Genomic DNA, 16,837 nt, shown 5'->3' with positions numbered 1-16,837 from the left:
AGTCAGGGTGGGAATTAAAATGGATCTGTCCGTATTATTATGTCATTTAAGCATTTGTGTCTAGTGGGCATTACTTTGCCAGACCTGCGATTATTCCTGACATGGACAAAAGTTAAGTCATCGGTGACAGTCAAAGGGACTTACACAATTACCAATGGGTAATAAAAGCCTAATCCCTCTGTAATTTTTGGAGAGGAATTAGGCAAATAATCTTCCACTAAAGCACCCTTTAGTTTAAGTGTAACTATTCACAAAACAAGAATACAAAAAGGGCTAGCAGCTGCCAACCTAAAACGTTCTATCTATTTGAAATATACTTTTAGCTATTCATCACTGCTGTTAGGTAATGAAACTGGAATATATTTGACACCTATTCTTTCACTATTGAGAGCCTCATAACAACTTCGTTTCCTTCCATTTCTCCCGTTTCTGAAAAACCAACTTTTTGATAAAGTTTTTTTGCCACTAAATTTTCTTCAACATAATTTATTTGGATATAGTCGAATAAATTTTCTTGCTTCAAAAATTCTATAGCTTTGTTTAATGCTTCTTTACCATAGCCTTTTCCTTGATATGCACTCCCTAACATAAATCGCCAAATCTCTACTTTCCTATTTTCTATTTTATAGTCAAACATTATAAATCCTACAATTGTATCATCATTATAAATAGCATAAGGCTTGGCTCTTTCGTAAAATACCCAGGCTTGTGCCAACGATCTCATATTTGATGAAACAAAGTTTTCCTGTTCTCCTACAAGTTCTAAGTCAAAAACTTTTTGGTAGTTATCAGCGTTTATTTTCTCTAATCTAATCATCTTATACATCTCCGAGTTTTGTTTAAATACTTGTTCTTGCGATAATTATAACATAATTTAAAAGACTGGGCATGGGTTTATATATAACACTAAAATTTGTTGAAGTCTTAATATATATTTTAAATAACTTGCCTTTCACTAACCTGCTCCGTTTGTTTAAGTACGTTTCTTCACAAACTCAGTCTTATTTTAGGGCTTGTCTTTATTGTACAAGGAATGTAGTTTTGGCTAGCCTATAAACTAAAATGAAGTCAGACCTTTTTAAACTCAGAAGCCTTTATTATTAAAAATATACTAAAGAATAGTACGACAGTACCAGCAGATAAAAGGATAAATTTTATACTAATATGGAAAGAAAGCAAACTGGACACGACTCCATAAGAAATTGGGATTAATCCCATAGAAACCATAGTATTTATACTCATTATTCGACCAACAACTGATAAAGGTGTAGTTTCCTGAATCAAACTTACAATTGGAATGTTGATACTTGATACGCAAACTCCTATTATTAACAACACAATCGATGCAATCCAGACTATTTCGGTTTGACTGAATATTATTAAAAGAACACCTTCTAAAGCCACTAAAAAAATCACTAACTTTCCGCGGCCCTTTTTAACGTTAATTACTCCCATCAAAATCGCACCAAGCAGCATTCCCCCTGCAAATGAGCTCTGTAGAATGCTAAGGTCAACTGCTTTTCCACCTAAATTTTCATTAGCCATAATAGGAATGCTTAACATCAAAGGGCCGACAAAAAACAAGTTAACAACAATAAAGGTACCCATAACAGTTAGTAAGAATTTTGATGTCTTTACATAAGAAATACCTTCTTTTATATCAGTGAGAATGGCAGATTCTTTAATCTCCTTAGACTTTTCTTCCCTCAAAAACCATATTATTACCGATCCTAAGAAGAGTATAGCAGCCATTATTATGAAAGCGATCGAGTATGAAAAAAAAGAAATCAAAGCTGCTCCTATAAAAGGACCAAGCATAATTGTAATTTGATTAGTTGTTTGTATTAATGAGTTGGCCTTGGTGAGTTGTTCTTTACTAACAATTTTAGGGATTATTGAATCTCTGGCCGACCAAAAAAAAGCATCAGAGGCTCCAAATAATAATGCACAAGCAAACAATACCCAAAGGGACAGATGGTCGTTTATAAACAATATTGACATAACGATTAATATCAAACTTCTTGAAAATAAAGACATAAAAATAATTTTTGAACGTCTGTATCTGTCAGCAAACACACCCCCAAGCATAATAAGCAAGACTCTCGGTATAGTGGTAGCCATTAGGATCACCCCCAATGACTTATTTAAATTCAAATAATCAACAACATACCATTGTTCGATCGTTAGATACATAGATATTGATAAACTGGAAAAAACACTTCCTATCCACAAAAGTACCAGTTTTCCATTCCAAATAGACTGTTTATTTTGCTCAATCTTTTTTAAAGATAGCACAAATTCCAACTCCCATATACATTCTACGAACATCTAATTAGATATTAATCTAATTAGATGTTAATCAAAACTCCATAATATGTCAACTGAATATCTACCCTCCCGCAAAACTAAAAAAGCTGCCTTTTGGCAGCTAATCTTAATGATTTTATAAGAAAGAGAATTTTATCCTTAATGAATTCCAAATAAGATTTTTAGATTACTCCATGATTTCTAAGATCTCGTTCTTTACGATTACTTCATTCCATTTGCATTTTCATCTTAAACCCAATTCGTAATTGGGAATTACTCCTTTTAAAACGCGTTGTTATTTAATAAACCTGCCCCGTTAGTTTAAGTGTAACCCTTCACAATACCAATTGCATTATGTGATTTTACTAGCGACTCTCTGTTTCGCAAAGGGTGGCTCAATTTTCCGCATTGACTGGCTTAAAACTCCGCACAAGTGGCTCAATTCACTTGCAATATTCAAATTAATTGTAGGAGAACAAAAATGAAAAAAATCATTAGCCAAATTCTCGCTTTAACCCTTTTAATAAGTTTGATGCCTAACAGTCTTGCAAATGCTCAAACAGAAGAGGTCAAAAGTACTCTTAAAGTCTCTAATAATGAAACGATGGAATTAAAGGCTCTTAACTTCAATGAAGATACTGAGGAACATATTATTACAGTTGAAATTTATCGGGAAGAAACTAAATCAATATCAGTTCAAAAAGATTATAAATTAATATTAAACGATGCAGACGAGGAGAATTTTGAGGCGGTATTAATTGATCAGAAGGATGGCACAGAGTTAACGTTAAATGACGAGGAGTTTCAAACCCTTGCGCTTCCACTTGTTCCTTTAGTAGTCGCTTTTATTGCTAAACAGGGTTTGAAGGCTGCTATAAATAAATATGGGAAAACAACTTTAACCAAACTCCTAAAAGACAATGAATCTGTGGCTAAGGCAGTTTCAAAGGAATTGGGATATAATGAGGTGAAGGGGCAATTTTCCCACGGAGCTAAAGTTTATCAAAGAGGTAAAGGTAAAGGGCCCAAATTTATAACTAGGGATAAGGACGGCCATATCGGCGGCGCATGGAAGGGTGCAACTTCTGTAAAGAATCTTAGAAATTAAAAAACTCGGTCTGGAACCTATGATATTGAACTAAATCGGATAGGTGATTAATTATATGATCCAGATTCACAATCTTAATATTGACTTTACTAACATCGACATAACTCCATTTTTTCAAGTAAAAGATGAAAATAGAGTTAGATTTGGATTAGAGATTTTTGAAACACAGGGGACTGAATTACTTAAGAATTTAATAATGGATATCTTACCGGCAGATAGTTCAGTCTCTTCCTCTTTTATTTCAGGGTACTTATATAAGAATAAAAGAACCTCATTAAAAACAGGTCTAGGAAGAATACTTAAAATCTCCAACTGGAAGGAAACAGAAGTTTCCGATAATGAAAAGACCACTATTTTCGGAACGGTCAATGGGTTACGTCCTGAACATATCTTTGAATATACAAAGATGATTATTAATGGGCTACCCCAGTCGTATATTATCTTTTATAATGATCAAACTCTTATCTATGTTAGCAGTGATGTAATTGATATTATTTCCGAAGTGGATCTGATAAATAGTCTTAAGTCTAAGTACAATAATATATATGAAAAGGGTTATGAAGGATAATTTATAACCACTAATTTAAAATTTAGGCTGTCAAGTGACTTTGGACAGCCTTTTTTAATCTTATAATTTATAAAATAAGCTCGAAAGGGCCTTACCAAGTTCAAAATGTAATTCATAAGTCTCCTTATCAAATACTTTTAATCCGAACAGCTTTTTCCGCTTCTTTATATATCATTTTTAAAAGGTACCAGAAGAATTGAGGAGGATAAAATGAGAAAACATATAATAATTTTTATCTTGCCAACAGCGATTTTAATTTTTATTCTTTTCTTGGCACGTATTTTTTCATTAGAATATCCTGTATTTTATTTAAATGTTGGTACTAAAAATGGTGGAGTAAATCTCTTTTTTAACTTAGGACTGTTATTTTTGATTCCTTTTCTCCTTATAGCAACTATTATTTTTTTTAAAAGGGGAAAATTGAATTTCATTTTGTTGCTGCTTGGAACTATATTTTCTATTTTATTCCTTTGGGTAATAAATTGGCTTCTTCTTATTATCTCCTTCAATCAACAGCTTGGAAATTAATAAAATAAAAAAGCTTTCATAAGAAAGCCCACAAAATATCTATAGATAATTTATCCATGTAATTTGGAGATATTACTGTGAAGTAATTCTCTGTTCTATATTTATAGCGAGCTCTAATTCCTGAATTAACTGTTCCATTCCTTCTGGACTTAATACAATATTCCCATTCGCGAAAGTTCGATTCCTTGGTGAGACATCGCCGGTGACTGTGCAGGATAAATGTGGCTGATATTTTTGTAGTATAATCTTCTCTTCTTCAACAAAAACTTCGATCGGGTCCTTAATGTTTATCTCCAGAACCCTCCGAATTTCTATTGGAATTACAATCCTGCCTAGTTCATCTACCCTTCTAACTATTCCTGTACTTTTCACCATTCTCCCTCCTTTAGTAATTACATTATATACTAAATTATGAGGAAAAATGGTATTTTTTGGTGAGTAGATTATTTACGAGGGGTCAACTTTTAAAAATAGCGGAAATCTCCTCGAATTTTTCCTGTAACGTCTTTATTTTTGAAACAAGCTGCTGATTCTCATTTTCCAATTTATTTTTCACTTTTTTTAGATCAGTCACTCTCGGATCCTCACCTTCAGCAAAAGAATATAATAGCTTTATAGACTCGATCATAACTCGCATGTCTATGGCATCAATAGGACCGCTATCTTTTTTTCTCCGATCATTCTTTCTCTTTTTAGCTGCAGCAATTGCCTCTTCATATGTTTTTCGAACTGTACTGTTCCATCTAAATCCACATGCTGAGGCTGTTCGTGATAATAATTTTCCTACTACTTGAAAAGCATCCAGCTGAGTCCCACCTTCTTCTATTTGCCTTAAGACTTCGCGAGCTAAAATTGTATCTTCATCATTAGTCCAAGCGTCTTTTCTACTATTTTTCACCGTTATCCCTCCCTCCGGTAATGAATCTTACATTAAAAGTATGCAAAGGAAGCAGGCAATATACGATGAGCACTAATAACCATTAGAACTTTTTATAGTGGTAGCCTCTGCAAGGACTTTATCTACATACCACTGAGCATGGTTATAATGCCAGATAGCTTTTGCAGGATTTGTAGAATACCCGTTTTGAGCCAGATAGTAAGCTGCACTCTCTATAGAATCTGCTAAATTATACGGGTCAGCAATCCCGTCATTATCTCCATCTCTCCCATAGCCATTTCCTTTTTTGATGACATCTATATTGGTAATATCCAAATGAGCGGGAGGCTCTCCACTTCCATTGTCATATGAGTATCCAATCCAAGTTAATTTTAAGAATTGCATTGGCCCTATGGCTCCTGCACTGGAGATCATAGTTGGATGGGTTGAATAGGAAGTTTCTACTGAATGGATAGCCGCTAACACCTCCCAATCGACACCATACTTTTCACCGGACCGTACATAAAACTCCTTGTATTCTGAAGGTACACCTTGTCCGTTGCCTCTTGGGAAATTTGTTTCAACGGGTTGGATGCTTTCAAATAGTGTTGAAAGTTCTGCTTCTTCCTTTTTTAGTCTCTCTTGATCTTCCTGCAGTGTTCCTTTTTGGAGGAGTGCTTCATTTATTTCCTTTTGTATATTGGCCAATGTTATACTTTCATTCATCGTTTTATCCTGGAATTCAGCAATCTCTATATTTTTATTACTGTGAATATCTTGTAGATCGCGATATTCTGTGAGAATGGTCTTTATTTGCAATTCTAGATCGGTTTGGTCTTTGGCAGTCTGTTTTATAAGGTCCCTATCTGCCTCTACAACCTTTCTTAAGGCAGAGAAACGGTCAAAAAAGTTCCCTATGCTTTCAGCCTCTAGTAAGACTTGTAAATATAGGGATAGACCTGATTGATCCTGGAGGGCTACAAGTCTTTTTTTTAGTAAGGCTTTTCTCTGGACCAGGAGGTTGGCAGTACTTAATAGGTGCTCTTTATTATCGAGAAAAGATATCGACTTAGATTGTATTTCAGTAAATGTTTCATTTTTTTCATCATTCTTTTTGTCTATCGTATCTTCAAATTGATTGAGCAAATGCTTTGATTGCTCTTCATTTTTTCTCATATTATCAATTAACTCGTTCAGGTTGGAAAGGCGTGTGTTTAACTCATTTATTTCTTCCGCTACTTCTCCTTTTTTCTTAATTATCGGATGTAGATCTTCTGCAGCGGCATCCATAGGATTAGTAAGGAAAGCGGCTAATACTCCAGTTATCAAAACTGTAGCTATTCTTTTTTTCAATTATTACTCCTCCTAATAAAAAAAGACCACTCAACATAAAGTTGAGTGGTCCTTCCACTTTAATGAGCCGTATATAATTAATAATGTCATTATAACATATACTTTTAAGTCATAATAAAGTAAAAAACATTTTGGCTACTCTAGAAATTTATTTAAGTTGGAAATTTCAATTTCCAGCTGTTTAAGTCGATCTTGGATTGTCCTTGAAACAAATTCATTAGGATGACCTTCTTGTTCTATAAACTGTTTTAGAGATAGATATTCAGTTTCAGCAGCCTTTAAAGCTTTATTGAGTATATTGTTATCAACAATCACTGTATTCCATCCTCACATATTTTTTTAGATTGTTTTTTTCTTAGATCCATATAGATTCTTTTTATTTATTAATTCATCTAACTCTTTACTGGTCGATATAACTTGTTCATGAGTCATACCATGTATATCCGCTATTTGGTACATTAATAAACGTTTTTCATCAATTAAACGATTTACTGTTTCCTTTTTCAAAGAAGAGTTCCTCCAGAGTAGCTTATTATAAAGATTCGTTATCAGGTTCCATCTAAGTTAGCCTTCATAGTTTTTAAGTTTATAGATGTGATAGGAAAACTTCTCTTGCAGCTTAACTCTCATTTCCTTTTCCAGGCAACTTTTATAAAGCATTTCAAAATAGTTAGCTCTAATAATATGCCATCTTCGTTTTATGCTATTAAATCTTTTCGTGAGTTTAAGTAGATTAATATAAACTGCCATAGGTCACCTCTATCTACAGATTTTTTTATCAATATTCTTTTGATTGATCTTGGCAGCCTTTTTACTCAGCTAGACATAATAAGGAATCATTAAATTCATTTTCAGCAGTTATATCGAAATCTTGCAACTTAAAAGTAAACATCTTTTCAGTATAAAAGCATCTAAAAGTTACGTAAGTTTCTCCTGCTATAACATCATCTCTTATATGTATAAGTGAACTATAATCTTCGTGTGTTTTTGTATTTTGGATATTATATAAATTCATTTTTAAAATTCTCCTTTAAAAAAACGCACTTCAGCCCTAAGGCTAAAGTGCGTTCTTCGTCACTTAAAGAGTTATTTGGAATTATCTACTATTATACAGAAAAAAGCCTTATTAGAAAAGAACCATTTGTTGTGGCGTAGTTGGTTGTTTAAGCCTTTCTAAATTATGTACAGGGCTAAATTCTAGGTACAAATCCTTTTCTTTTAGCAACCAGTGGTCTTTAAAGGTTACTTGTTTGAAAAATACTCCCGAATTCAATTTTACAAAATTGTGTTTTCCTATTAAATCTAGTTTCCTTTTTTCATCATAAAAATCACTAGCAAGATTTATATCGACTATACTATTGACAACAAAATCTTCAAACAGACATTGAATAGGTCTAATATGATAATTGAAAAGGTCCCTATATAAATGTATATAGGATTCTATACTTGTTTTTTGGCGGCCATTTACGATTAATTCACCAGCTTGAGCTAAACCAGCTCTTTCTCCAATTACTTCCCAATGTGTGGCCTGGAAGCCAATGCTTAAAGTATCCCAGCCATTTTCGGTTTCAATTAGAGTTATTAAGTTTTTTTCTCCTTTTCTATTGCTTAAATAATTGGATCTACGATTTTTTTCTGTTTCCAATAAGATAACCTCCTATACCCTTTTAACTTTACTGGTTACTGTAAAGTTAATATCCAACTCGGTAGTAGAAATTAAAGATGGCAGTTCCTTTAAAATACAGAGAACCTTATAGACAGTTTGTAGCTCTGTTTCATATACAGTTCTGTTGGTCTGATAATAGTTAATCCCTTTGAATATTAAGCCATATTCCTCTATTATTCTTTGCATGCAGCTCTCTGTAACAGAGTCTTTAGGTGATTCATCATTCTGGACCACTAAGTGGATTTTAAAGTAGTCCATGAGAGTGTTTATAGCCTTTGCATGGGATATTTTAGATCGATATAACTTAACATATTCTTCAATATTAAATGTTGTTACATCGCTCCATCCAGTTGCTCTTAAGAGCTTTCCTCCTTCCGTGTATCCCGCTCTTTTCCCAATGAACTTCCAGATCTCTTTTTCGCTTCCGAATGCAGCAAGGACCCAATCCCTTTTTCTTAGATTGTTAAGATTAAAACTATGTGAATGTCCTTCCTTTAAAAACAGCAATAATTCTCCTTTTGCAGTTTTAAATACAACTCGATTGTATTCAATGATTGAGCTCAAAAGGGTCCCTCCTTAATGTTTTGAAAATAAAAAAACTCAACAAAGGATCATTGAGATTAAAAATGATCACTCTGTTGAGCGGATTTAAATATGTCTAGCCTGTCCCGCGTGGGTCAGGAAAATAAAAATGGTGAATTAAAGAAAATTATATCATGGGTTTTGCTTAAATTAAAGAACAGTCCCTTTCTTTTCAATAAAGAGCACGGGGGAGTATGACAGATAACCTCAGAGTATTTAGATGCTTTTTTACCATAGATTTGTAAAAGTTTTCTGAAGCTAGTTGCCAATAATCATGCTTAGTATCTTCTAGTGAAGCTAGTTCATAGTAAATGATGCCTGCAAATATCGAGTATTCAGATGCTTTAAGTTCATTAATGGAGCGAGTTAACCATTTTTTTTGAAGTTCTTTATTAGAAGTTGTTTCCTCCATTAATTTTGCTTTTAAAAAATAGGATAAAGCATTATCTTTTTCACTTTTACTTTCTAACGTTAATGCTAAAACATAATCTAAGAGTGTTTCTGCCTTTATTATTTCTTTTTTATCAAGATAATTGGAGATTAATGCCTGGAGCAGTTGGATAGTTAATCTGCTGCTAATTTTTAAATTGTTAGAGGTATTATTTATTTGATCAGTAATAAACTCATCCACTAAAGATATGTATCTTTCAAATGTTTTAGGATCCTTGTCAGCCATATACACAAAGAACATCTGGGTTCTCAAGAAAGTATCATAGTCTTTCGATTCAAATAACTCATTTCTTAAATCAAAAATCTCTTCTATAGAGTTATAATCACCATCAATGACATTCAATAAAAATGAAAGATATGTTAACTTAGGGTACCTAAAGTTTTTACGTTTATTTTGTATTAAACCTATTGTTATTCTAGCATCAGAAGTATGTCCCCTAGTAGCTTGGCATATGGCAAGATTAAAAAGGATTTTAAATTCTAATTGACGATTATTACAAATATCTAAAGCCTGTTGATACATATTTATTGATTTATTATAGTTTCCTAATTCGTTATATATAATTCCTAAAAGATTATATGCCTTTGAAATAGTTAGATATTCAAAACTATTACTGGGTTTATTGGTTAGCAAATTCTCCAATAACTCCATAGAAAATATATATTTCTCTTCTTCAAATGCAAGTAAAGCTTCTAAATAGGAAAGCTCAAGTAAATCCCTTCTGTGGATCTCCTGATTTGTCTTTAAGTCACTAATATGTTTCTTAGCTCGGTCATAAAAGCCCAACTCTATTGAATTTTCAATCTCATGAAATATTAACTTAATCTCATTTAAGAAGATACTTTCACTTTTTGGAAGTAAATCCTCACTTGAAATTTCTAATTTCTTACAAATCAATTCAATTTCTTCAGACGAAGGCTCTGTAATCCCGTTTTCTATGTAAGACATTTTTCCTATTGAACAAATTCCCTCTGCTAATTCTTTAAGTGTAATATTCTTTTTTTTCCTTATTTCGCGGACCCGATTCCCTAATAATATTTTGTCCATATTTTACTCCTTATTTCAGCTATCTCTTCTTTCAGTATATGTTTAATTGATTTTAGTATAAAGAGTATTTTAATTAGTAATCAATTAATATATTGGGTAATAATGGAATGGGTCAAAATGCTCTTACTAAGAGAATTAAAAAACCTCCTTACATTGGAATAGATATTTCCAAAGCAAGAAGGCAACTTTAAATATTATTTTGTAATTATTTATGGCATTTTCTCCGCATGGTTTTAATTAACTCTTGCATTTCATAAGCTATTTTCTCAACTTCTATAGCATTTTTTTCAATTTGATCTAATCTTTTATGCTTTCTCCCTATACCGTAAAAACTAATCTCTTCGTTGCATTCGTGTAATTTATCCATTAGCCTAAATAATTCTGTATTCTTTTTATCTGGCCTATACGTTCGCAAGTTATCCACCTTCTTTGCTTCTAAAAATAGAACATATATAACGACGCTTCCTAACTTTCACTTCTCTAATATGCTCAATTTTTTAAATTGCGACTTATCGGCCTCCTTATCGCATAATTTTTAATCCAGATTAAAAGGGAATCGGAAAATGTGAATTTTTTTATATTCCTATTCTGCATCTCCTCTACGATCAACTTTTTTTCCTCTTTAAATTCAGGTATTAAGCTTTTTGAAGGGCAATACTTTATATTGTAATTTACTTCTTTATATAGTTTCTCTAGTTCAATGTTGCTACTACTAATAATAGTATCAATCATGAGTTTTTTTTGTTTATCTTTTGTTGGAATATCGAAATACTTTTTCATGTTAATCCTCCGTTGATTCCTGACATTTTAGGTCTAGCTTATCGAAATGAATATCACTTAATCTCTCGTAAAAGTTCTTGAAGTTCATGAATTGATTGATTAATATGTTTCATTTTGGTTTTAAGTTCTTCTGGTACTTCTGTCAAAGCAGCAACAACAGTATTCGCCCAAGACATATGATGTGAAGCATTTCCCATATGAGCAAGTGCTTGGAAAATGTAGTCATCCCCTTTGCCGATTTTGATAAAATTCTCGTAGTTCGGTTGGTGGGATTGTAAGAAATCTTTATCTTCAATATTCGCTTTCATTTCTTCCTCCTTTATTTTGGACGCAGCATGAGTCCAATGCCGTTCCTTATCCGATATATACATTAATATGCCTAGACGGAACAAAACAATTTTTCTGGTATGATTTATTGATCTTTCACTGATTTCTGCCGATATTTAATTCCACTAAAAGAAATATGTTTATAGATCCTTGCTACATCATCAAAATCACAATTTAACTCGTCATTGGCTTGAGCTTTAGCAAAACCATGAAGTTTGTATCCTACCGAAAAATATAGCTGATCAGAGAACTTTTTGGCCTTTTGGTGGAGGAACTTATTATTAGAAGTACTTAATAAAGAGACGTAATAAAGCTTTGCAATGCTGACAGCAGCTTCTTCCTTTGATAATTGTAGCCATTTAATACGATCTATATCATTTTCGAGTTTAGCTTCTTCAATCAATTTTTTTGTTGCTGGATACTTGTCTAATTCCATAATTAACACCTCGTATGAATTGTTTTACATATCTTCTCATAAAAAGGAAACTTAGACAAAATCTGTAGTTTTTAATAGAAAAACCATAACCCTTGTTTGGGTTATGGTTTAAATGATTCAATGAGAAACCTTGATATTTCAACATCTTTTCCACGGTATTTTTTAGGAGAAGAAACATACAATTCGTTCATAGCTCGAGTGGCCCCTACGTATGCCAGGCGCCTTTCCTCTTCGATCGCATCTTCTTGTTTCTTTCCTTTATCACCGGCTCTATCCTTTTGCTCATCTGCCTTTTCAGCAGCTTTATGAGGCATGATACCTTCACACATACCTATCATAAAGACTGTGGGAAATTCTAACCCTTTTGAGGCATGAAGAGTAAATAACTGTACTGCATCAGCAAGAGGGTCTTTTTTAAGTTTGTCCATTTCTTGTTGCTTCTGAATGATAAGGTCCACAAACTCAATAAACTCCTGTATGGATTGGAATCTTGCTGCTGCAGCTTCCAACTCGTCGAGTGTTTCACTAACGATTTCTTTATGCAGAGTGAATGTTTTTCTATCATCTAATTCTAAATAATGATTATACCTAATCGGCCCGCTTCTTATAAGCTGAATAGCTTTAAGCGGTTCTAGCTTGTTAAGATCTTTTATATTTTGTATTCGATTTAGTATCTGTCCCTGATGATATGGTTTTATCCCAGGTAGTCTTAACAGCATGAGTAACAGATCCTGCTTATCTTGAGTAAAAGCATTAATGGTTAAATGTTGACGTACTTTTTCTCTACTTAAATACATTGTAGGTGATATGTTTGCTATTGCTTCTATGTTATTAGGATCCAGGGACAATCTCATATGATCCAATATTGGTTTTACCAGGTTGTTCTCATAAAAGGCTTGACCAGTTCCATGAGCTATAAAAGGAATGTCTCTTATAACTAATTCATCCCATACTGCACGAGAAAGACTATGCATTCGATAGAGGATGGCAAAATCTTTATGCCGGCTCCCACCATCTTCAACTGAAGAAACGATATTATCGACGATCATTTTTGCCTCATGATCGGAATTAATCGGTCGCATGTAAAAAGGCGTATATTCACCGTCTTTAGTTGATTTTAAAACTTTTCCTAAACGTTTGGTATTATGTTTAATTAGGCTATTGCCTAACCCTACAATACCAGTGGTAGAGCGGTAATTAACATCTAAGGTAATCTGCTTTAAATGCTTAAATTCATGTTTCAAGTTGAGTATAAAATCCGGATTTGAGTTCCTAAATTGATATACACATTGATCTTCATCTCCTACTGCAAATAAATTCTCGGTTTCTGGATTGAGGAGGAGTTTGATGATCTCATGCTGCACTAGATTTGTATCCTGATACTCATCAACACAAATATATTTAAAGCGTTGCTGTAAATTTTCTCTTATTGCCTGGTTATATTTTAGAAGAAAGTATGTTTCTAAAAGAATGTCATCAAAGTCTATGAAATTCTGTTTCTCTTTTTGTCTTTCATATTCATAGTAAATTTGTTTAATCTCTTTCTCAACAGGGTTCTTGGCTTCAACCTCTTTGGGAAGTATCATCTGAGATTTGTAAAAAGATATTGAACTTAATATGGTTTCTGGTTCATAAGAATCTCCTAAAGAGAGGTTTCTAAGTATATTCTTTACCATTACTTCCTTGTACTTTTCACTACTTAAAATATTTTGTTTAAAGCCATTAGAGCGTAAAAATCTCAAAAATATCGAGTGAAATGTTCCTGACACTATTCGATCACCAATCGACTTGGATATACCTGGTAACCTTTTGATTCGGTCAATCATCTCTTCAGCTGCCTTACGAGTGAAAGTAACAAGGAGGATGTTTTCTGGGGCTAAATCATGGTCAAAAGTTAAAAGGTAAGCAGTACGACATGTTAGTACCCTAGTTTTTCCGCTCCCTGCCCCAGCAATAATTAAATGTGGACCATTTTTACTCCTTACAGCGGCTAATTGATTACCGTTAAGGAAGATACCTTCTTGCTCTAATGAACGAAAAAAATATGAGTCCTCTTCAGTGCCATCCACTAAATTTATGGTTGAATCAGCTGAAGCTATCTCCGCTAGGGGAATAGCCTTCTTTACTGATTGAAATGGATATTTGAATGCCTGCTTCTCTTTAATAAACATTCTTTGTCCTCCTTATATGCTAAAGAGAGTTGGTAGAAAAAATAATAGTAATTTCTACCAACCCACCATCATTTTAGCCTACGTATTTGACCCAGCGTTTTTTGGGCGTTGTAGGCGCCTTATTCTCTCTTTTACGAGCTGTAGAATTCCATGAACCCCCGCTTGTAATGGCTTCTAACTCAAAACCACATGATTTTAAAGAATCTCCACTCTCGTGATCAAGTGTATAGGTAATGATCTTGGTGTAGCCCATTGCTTTTGCTACCTGATATACAGAACCAATCATTTTTGATATGCCATTTCTATATATGCTGCTTTTTAAACAACACCTGGTTATTTCCAATGTAAAACCATTGTTGTTATGACGAGCAACTGGTGAGCCGGCAATAATTACTCCAATAAGCACATCATGGTCCCAAAGGCCAATTGAAAATTTGTGACCTTGAGGAGCCTGGTTGTGACGATGAAACTTACTAATGAACTCTTGCGCAATTTTTAAGGTGATTGGGATCGTTTGGAGTCTTAATTGTTGAGGCTGCTCTAAAAATATAGACTCCAAAGGTATATCTTTTTGGTACCAGTCTAAAAAAGCAGCTATCTGATCTGCAGCATTTTCATGTGCGGAATCTCTGCTTAATGCACTGTCCCATACGATATGATAATCATCTTCAAGGAGGTCCCATAACTCACCATTCTTCAGGTCTTTTTCGGAAACTACAACATACTTATTGGTCTTAATCTTATAAAAGATCCAATAGAAATCTGATGTACTCATGTTAGTCCTCCATTAAATGGCTAGGATTAATTGGCCAGAACTTGAAATAGTGTATTCTGCTTCTAGCTCTACTTGATTCGTGTTTCTATTCTTAATACCTTCGCTTAATGCATCAATGATCAAGAAGTTCAAAGCAGCATCCTTTGATTTTCCAACCATTTTATTAAATGGCCGGCCATCGATGCCAGTTGTCATAATTCCTTCAGTAAATAACCATTTCATGACCAGGTGGTTTGCTTCTTCCTTCGACTTAATATCCTCTTGGCAAACAACAAAAATAGCTTTGTTCCAAACTAGCTTTTCTGATTCCATGTCTTCGTGATCGAAATAGCAAAAAATTTGGTGCTTTAAGAATTGCTGCCGCTCTTTGATATAAGCAACCATTTCATCAAATCCATATTTAAATTTATATTCAACATGAAATATGGGGTTTGGGTTGGTGCTCTCTTCTCGGTTCAGGCTCCAGTCCGGTCTAAAGACAATCGCTCCATCGTATAAATGATCAATTGGGAGCAGATCCTGTCTTGAGTACTCAAAGCCATCTTCTTCCCAAGCTTCCAGGATGGATTGAATTTCTTCTTCAGTAATAAGCGTGTACTTCACCTGTTCTTGCGTGAATAGAAGCTTCTCTAAGAGGATTTTACGCATTGTAATAGTAAAACCACCCGGACGATACTCACCAGCTTCATTCCCTCTTGTAGCTCGTTTGAAATCATCGTAGAACTGCTGGTATGGATCCATTTCATCAAAGATGCTTAAGGGTCTATATTGTTCGTTAGCCCTTCTTAAATGAGCTTTATATTCAGTTCTTCGGAGAGGCTCTCTATAGCGGACATCTATCGATACATCCCAAAGAAAAGCCTTCCACTTTGCTAAATAAGGTGCATCTTTATTTCCTTTTGCAGCTAGGATTTCTAACATTTCATCCCTTCTGCCGCCCTGCAAACAAGTCCAGCATCCATTTCTAGAGGAACCTCCACATGCTTTGTCATTTGCAGACTTTACAACAGGGCACTCTTTTCCATCTTCATACATTTCTTTTAGAGTTGATACTTTTTCTCCCCAAGGGAAGGTAACCACATAATTTTCGAGATATATCCATAAATCAAAAGTGTTTATATACCTAATAGGCGTGTATACTCTTAAGTTTTGAAAGCTATGGTGAGTGGAAAAGTACTCACTCGTTTCATGTTTTTTAATACTTCGAGCTCGTGCCGCTGATTCTTCTAATCTTGTTCCTATTGCAAGAGTGGCATCGTATCCATTCATATCAAAGTCAACGGAACTATGACTTAATACATGTTCAATAATCTTGTCCATAGGAGAAAGCTTTAATTTTCCTGTACACCATCTAAAACGTGAATTTCCTTTTGGTGCCGGTAACCCTTTACCAATGACATTGTAAAAGAATTTCTCTTTAGGATCGGGTACACTCAATATGGTTTCAATACCAAGATTTTTTCCTGCTATTTCGACTGCTTTTAAACTTTTCCTAATATAATCGGACATTACTTTTGTCTCCACTAATGTATCTGCAGAAACTATATATACCTTTTTAGTTCTAAGGCTTGGGTTAAGTCCCTGTAGCATTTGAAAGAGCAATGTCAGCATAAGAGCGGAGTCCTTACCGAATGAAACGGCAGCCATGAGCGGCTTATCATCAGCGAGGTAAACATCCTTTATGTGGTCTCGTAGATCATCAAAAACCTTTAGCTTCTCTTTTTCATTAAACATCCAATCCATTAGTGTTTCGTCATATGTTTTTATCATAAATCCTCCTGTATGATTCCAAAAGAAAAAGCTCATTTAGAAGTATAAGAGCTACTTCTCAATGAACTTCTTCTTTATGTTTTTATAATGA

General features: G+C 33.9%; 21 protein-coding genes. 3 read left to right on the top strand and 18 right to left on the bottom strand.

Going from position 1 to position 16,837, the window contains the following annotated elements:
* Nucleotides 1-370 precede the first annotated feature (370 nt).
* The gene (locus CYJ37_RS23930) at nt 371-817 is read right to left on the bottom strand and encodes a GNAT family N-acetyltransferase (protein WP_000620148.1); all 447 of its coding nucleotides are present in this window, start codon (nt 815-817) and stop codon (nt 371-373) included.
* A gap of 251 nt (nt 818-1,068) precedes the next feature.
* Nucleotides 1,069-2,295, bottom strand: coding sequence for an MFS transporter (locus CYJ37_RS23925; protein ID WP_257964297.1), 1,227 nt, complete (start codon nt 2,293-2,295; stop codon nt 1,069-1,071).
* A 493-nt stretch (nt 2,296-2,788) separates the two neighbouring features.
* On the opposite strand from CYJ37_RS23925, the gene CYJ37_RS23920 reads away from it, so the two are divergent.
* From CYJ37_RS23920 to CYJ37_RS23910, 3 genes are all read left to right on the top strand, one after another.
* Nucleotides 2,789-3,415 (top strand): SAR2788 family putative toxin, encoded by a 627-nt coding sequence (locus tag CYJ37_RS23920; RefSeq protein ID WP_219620059.1) that lies wholly within the window; start codon nt 2,789-2,791, stop codon nt 3,413-3,415.
* A gap of 55 nt (nt 3,416-3,470) precedes the next feature.
* Complete coding sequence (locus tag CYJ37_RS23915) at nt 3,471-3,983, top strand: hypothetical protein (protein WP_101552417.1); 513 nt, start codon at nt 3,471-3,473, stop codon at nt 3,981-3,983.
* 210 nt (nt 3,984-4,193) lie between these two features.
* Nucleotides 4,194-4,511 (top strand): hypothetical protein, encoded by a 318-nt coding sequence (locus tag CYJ37_RS23910; protein WP_101552415.1) that lies wholly within the window; start codon nt 4,194-4,196, stop codon nt 4,509-4,511.
* Nucleotides 4,512-4,583: 72 nt separating this feature from the next.
* Here CYJ37_RS23910 and CYJ37_RS23905 read toward each other — a convergent pair whose 3' ends face one another.
* The 16 genes from CYJ37_RS23905 to CYJ37_RS23825 all read right to left on the bottom strand — a co-directional run bounded on the left by CYJ37_RS23905 (nt 4,584) and on the right by CYJ37_RS23825 (nt 16,746).
* Nucleotides 4,584-4,886 carry an AbrB/MazE/SpoVT family DNA-binding domain-containing protein gene (locus CYJ37_RS23905; protein WP_101552413.1) on the bottom strand — a complete coding sequence of 101 codons (303 nt, stop codon included), beginning with the start codon at nt 4,884-4,886 and terminating at the stop codon, nt 4,584-4,586.
* Between the two features lie 82 nt (nt 4,887-4,968).
* Nucleotides 4,969-5,409: an RsfA family transcriptional regulator gene (locus tag CYJ37_RS23900; RefSeq protein ID WP_101552411.1), complete on the bottom strand. Its 441-nt coding sequence runs from the start codon at nt 5,407-5,409 to the stop codon at nt 4,969-4,971.
* Nucleotides 5,410-5,481: 72 nt separating this feature from the next.
* Nucleotides 5,482-6,741 (bottom strand): PcsB-like coiled-coil domain-containing protein, encoded by a 1,260-nt coding sequence (locus CYJ37_RS23895; protein WP_101552409.1) that lies wholly within the window; start codon nt 6,739-6,741, stop codon nt 5,482-5,484.
* 135 nt (nt 6,742-6,876) lie between these two features.
* Nucleotides 6,877-7,056: a hypothetical protein gene (locus tag CYJ37_RS23890; protein ID WP_101552407.1), complete on the bottom strand. Its 180-nt coding sequence runs from the start codon at nt 7,054-7,056 to the stop codon at nt 6,877-6,879.
* A gap of 24 nt (nt 7,057-7,080) precedes the next feature.
* Nucleotides 7,081-7,248, bottom strand: a complete 168-nt coding sequence (locus tag CYJ37_RS23885) for an aspartyl-phosphate phosphatase Spo0E family protein (protein WP_253619256.1) — start codon at nt 7,246-7,248, stop codon at nt 7,081-7,083.
* 304 nt (nt 7,249-7,552) lie between these two features.
* Nucleotides 7,553-7,756, bottom strand: coding sequence for a hypothetical protein (locus tag CYJ37_RS27535; protein WP_101552403.1), 204 nt, complete (start codon nt 7,754-7,756; stop codon nt 7,553-7,555).
* 111 nt (nt 7,757-7,867) lie between these two features.
* Nucleotides 7,868-8,386: a hypothetical protein gene (locus CYJ37_RS23870; RefSeq protein WP_101552402.1), complete on the bottom strand. Its 519-nt coding sequence runs from the start codon at nt 8,384-8,386 to the stop codon at nt 7,868-7,870.
* Between the two features lie 12 nt (nt 8,387-8,398).
* A complete protein-coding gene (locus CYJ37_RS23865; protein ID WP_101552400.1) occupies nt 8,399-8,971 on the bottom strand; it encodes a hypothetical protein in 573 nt (190 codons plus the stop codon).
* A gap of 190 nt (nt 8,972-9,161) precedes the next feature.
* Nucleotides 9,162-10,487, bottom strand: a complete 1,326-nt coding sequence (locus tag CYJ37_RS23860; RefSeq protein ID WP_101552398.1) for a helix-turn-helix transcriptional regulator — start codon at nt 10,485-10,487, stop codon at nt 9,162-9,164.
* 205 nt (nt 10,488-10,692) lie between these two features.
* Nucleotides 10,693-10,911, bottom strand: a complete 219-nt coding sequence (locus tag CYJ37_RS23855) for a hypothetical protein (protein ID WP_142385311.1) — start codon at nt 10,909-10,911, stop codon at nt 10,693-10,695.
* Between the two features lie 65 nt (nt 10,912-10,976).
* Entirely contained in the window at nt 10,977-11,267 is a 291-nt protein-coding gene (locus tag CYJ37_RS23850; protein WP_101552394.1) for a hypothetical protein, read from the bottom strand.
* Between the two features lie 53 nt (nt 11,268-11,320).
* Nucleotides 11,321-11,575 carry a hypothetical protein gene (locus CYJ37_RS23845; RefSeq protein ID WP_101552392.1) on the bottom strand — a complete coding sequence of 85 codons (255 nt, stop codon included), beginning with the start codon at nt 11,573-11,575 and terminating at the stop codon, nt 11,321-11,323.
* 104 nt (nt 11,576-11,679) lie between these two features.
* Entirely contained in the window at nt 11,680-12,030 is a 351-nt protein-coding gene (locus CYJ37_RS23840) for a hypothetical protein (RefSeq protein WP_101552390.1), read from the bottom strand.
* Nucleotides 12,031-12,131: 101 nt separating this feature from the next.
* Nucleotides 12,132-14,201 carry an ATP-dependent helicase gene (locus CYJ37_RS23835; protein WP_101552388.1) on the bottom strand — a complete coding sequence of 690 codons (2,070 nt, stop codon included), beginning with the start codon at nt 14,199-14,201 and terminating at the stop codon, nt 12,132-12,134.
* Nucleotides 14,202-14,274: 73 nt separating this feature from the next.
* Entirely contained in the window at nt 14,275-14,976 is a 702-nt protein-coding gene (locus tag CYJ37_RS23830; RefSeq protein ID WP_101552386.1) for an XF1762 family protein, read from the bottom strand.
* A gap of 12 nt (nt 14,977-14,988) precedes the next feature.
* Nucleotides 14,989-16,746 carry a phosphoadenosine phosphosulfate reductase family protein gene (locus CYJ37_RS23825; protein WP_101552384.1) on the bottom strand — a complete coding sequence of 586 codons (1,758 nt, stop codon included), beginning with the start codon at nt 16,744-16,746 and terminating at the stop codon, nt 14,989-14,991.
* Nucleotides 16,747-16,837 lie beyond the last annotated feature (91 nt).

The sequence above is a fragment of the Bacillus sp. UMB0728 genome, assembly GCF_002858875.1.
Lineage (GTDB): Bacteria > Bacillota > Bacilli > Bacillales > Cytobacillaceae > Bacillus_AB > Bacillus_AB infantis.
The sequence above is the reverse complement of the archived record's forward strand: the minus strand, read 5'-3'. Positions and strand labels throughout refer to the sequence as shown.

Coding starts and splice junctions, on each gene's coding strand:
- CYJ37_RS23930 (WP_000620148.1), bottom strand. CDS start 817: ATGATTAGATTAGAGAAAATAAACGCTGATAACTACCAAAAAGTTTTT.
- CYJ37_RS23920 (WP_219620059.1), top strand. CDS start 2,789: ATGAAAAAAATCATTAGCCAAATTCTCGCTTTAACCCTTTTAATAAGT.
- CYJ37_RS23915 (WP_101552417.1), top strand. CDS start 3,471: ATGATCCAGATTCACAATCTTAATATTGACTTTACTAACATCGACATA.
- CYJ37_RS23910 (WP_101552415.1), top strand. CDS start 4,194: ATGAGAAAACATATAATAATTTTTATCTTGCCAACAGCGATTTTAATT.
- CYJ37_RS23905 (WP_101552413.1), bottom strand. CDS start 4,886: ATGGTGAAAAGTACAGGAATAGTTAGAAGGGTAGATGAACTAGGCAGG.
- CYJ37_RS27535 (WP_101552403.1), bottom strand. CDS start 7,756: ATGAATTTATATAATATCCAAAATACAAAAACACACGAAGATTATAGT.
- CYJ37_RS23860 (WP_101552398.1), bottom strand. CDS start 10,487: ATGGACAAAATATTATTAGGGAATCGGGTCCGCGAAATAAGGAAAAAA.
- CYJ37_RS23850 (WP_101552394.1), bottom strand. CDS start 11,267: ATGAAAAAGTATTTCGATATTCCAACAAAAGATAAACAAAAAAAACTC.
- CYJ37_RS23845 (WP_101552392.1), bottom strand. CDS start 11,575: ATGAAAGCGAATATTGAAGATAAAGATTTCTTACAATCCCACCAACCG.
- CYJ37_RS23840 (WP_101552390.1), bottom strand. CDS start 12,030: ATGGAATTAGACAAGTATCCAGCAACAAAAAAATTGATTGAAGAAGCT.
- CYJ37_RS23835 (WP_101552388.1), bottom strand. CDS start 14,201: ATGTTTATTAAAGAGAAGCAGGCATTCAAATATCCATTTCAATCAGTA.
- CYJ37_RS23830 (WP_101552386.1), bottom strand. CDS start 14,976: ATGAGTACATCAGATTTCTATTGGATCTTTTATAAGATTAAGACCAAT.
- CYJ37_RS23825 (WP_101552384.1), bottom strand. CDS start 16,746: ATGATAAAAACATATGACGAAACACTAATGGATTGGATGTTTAATGAA.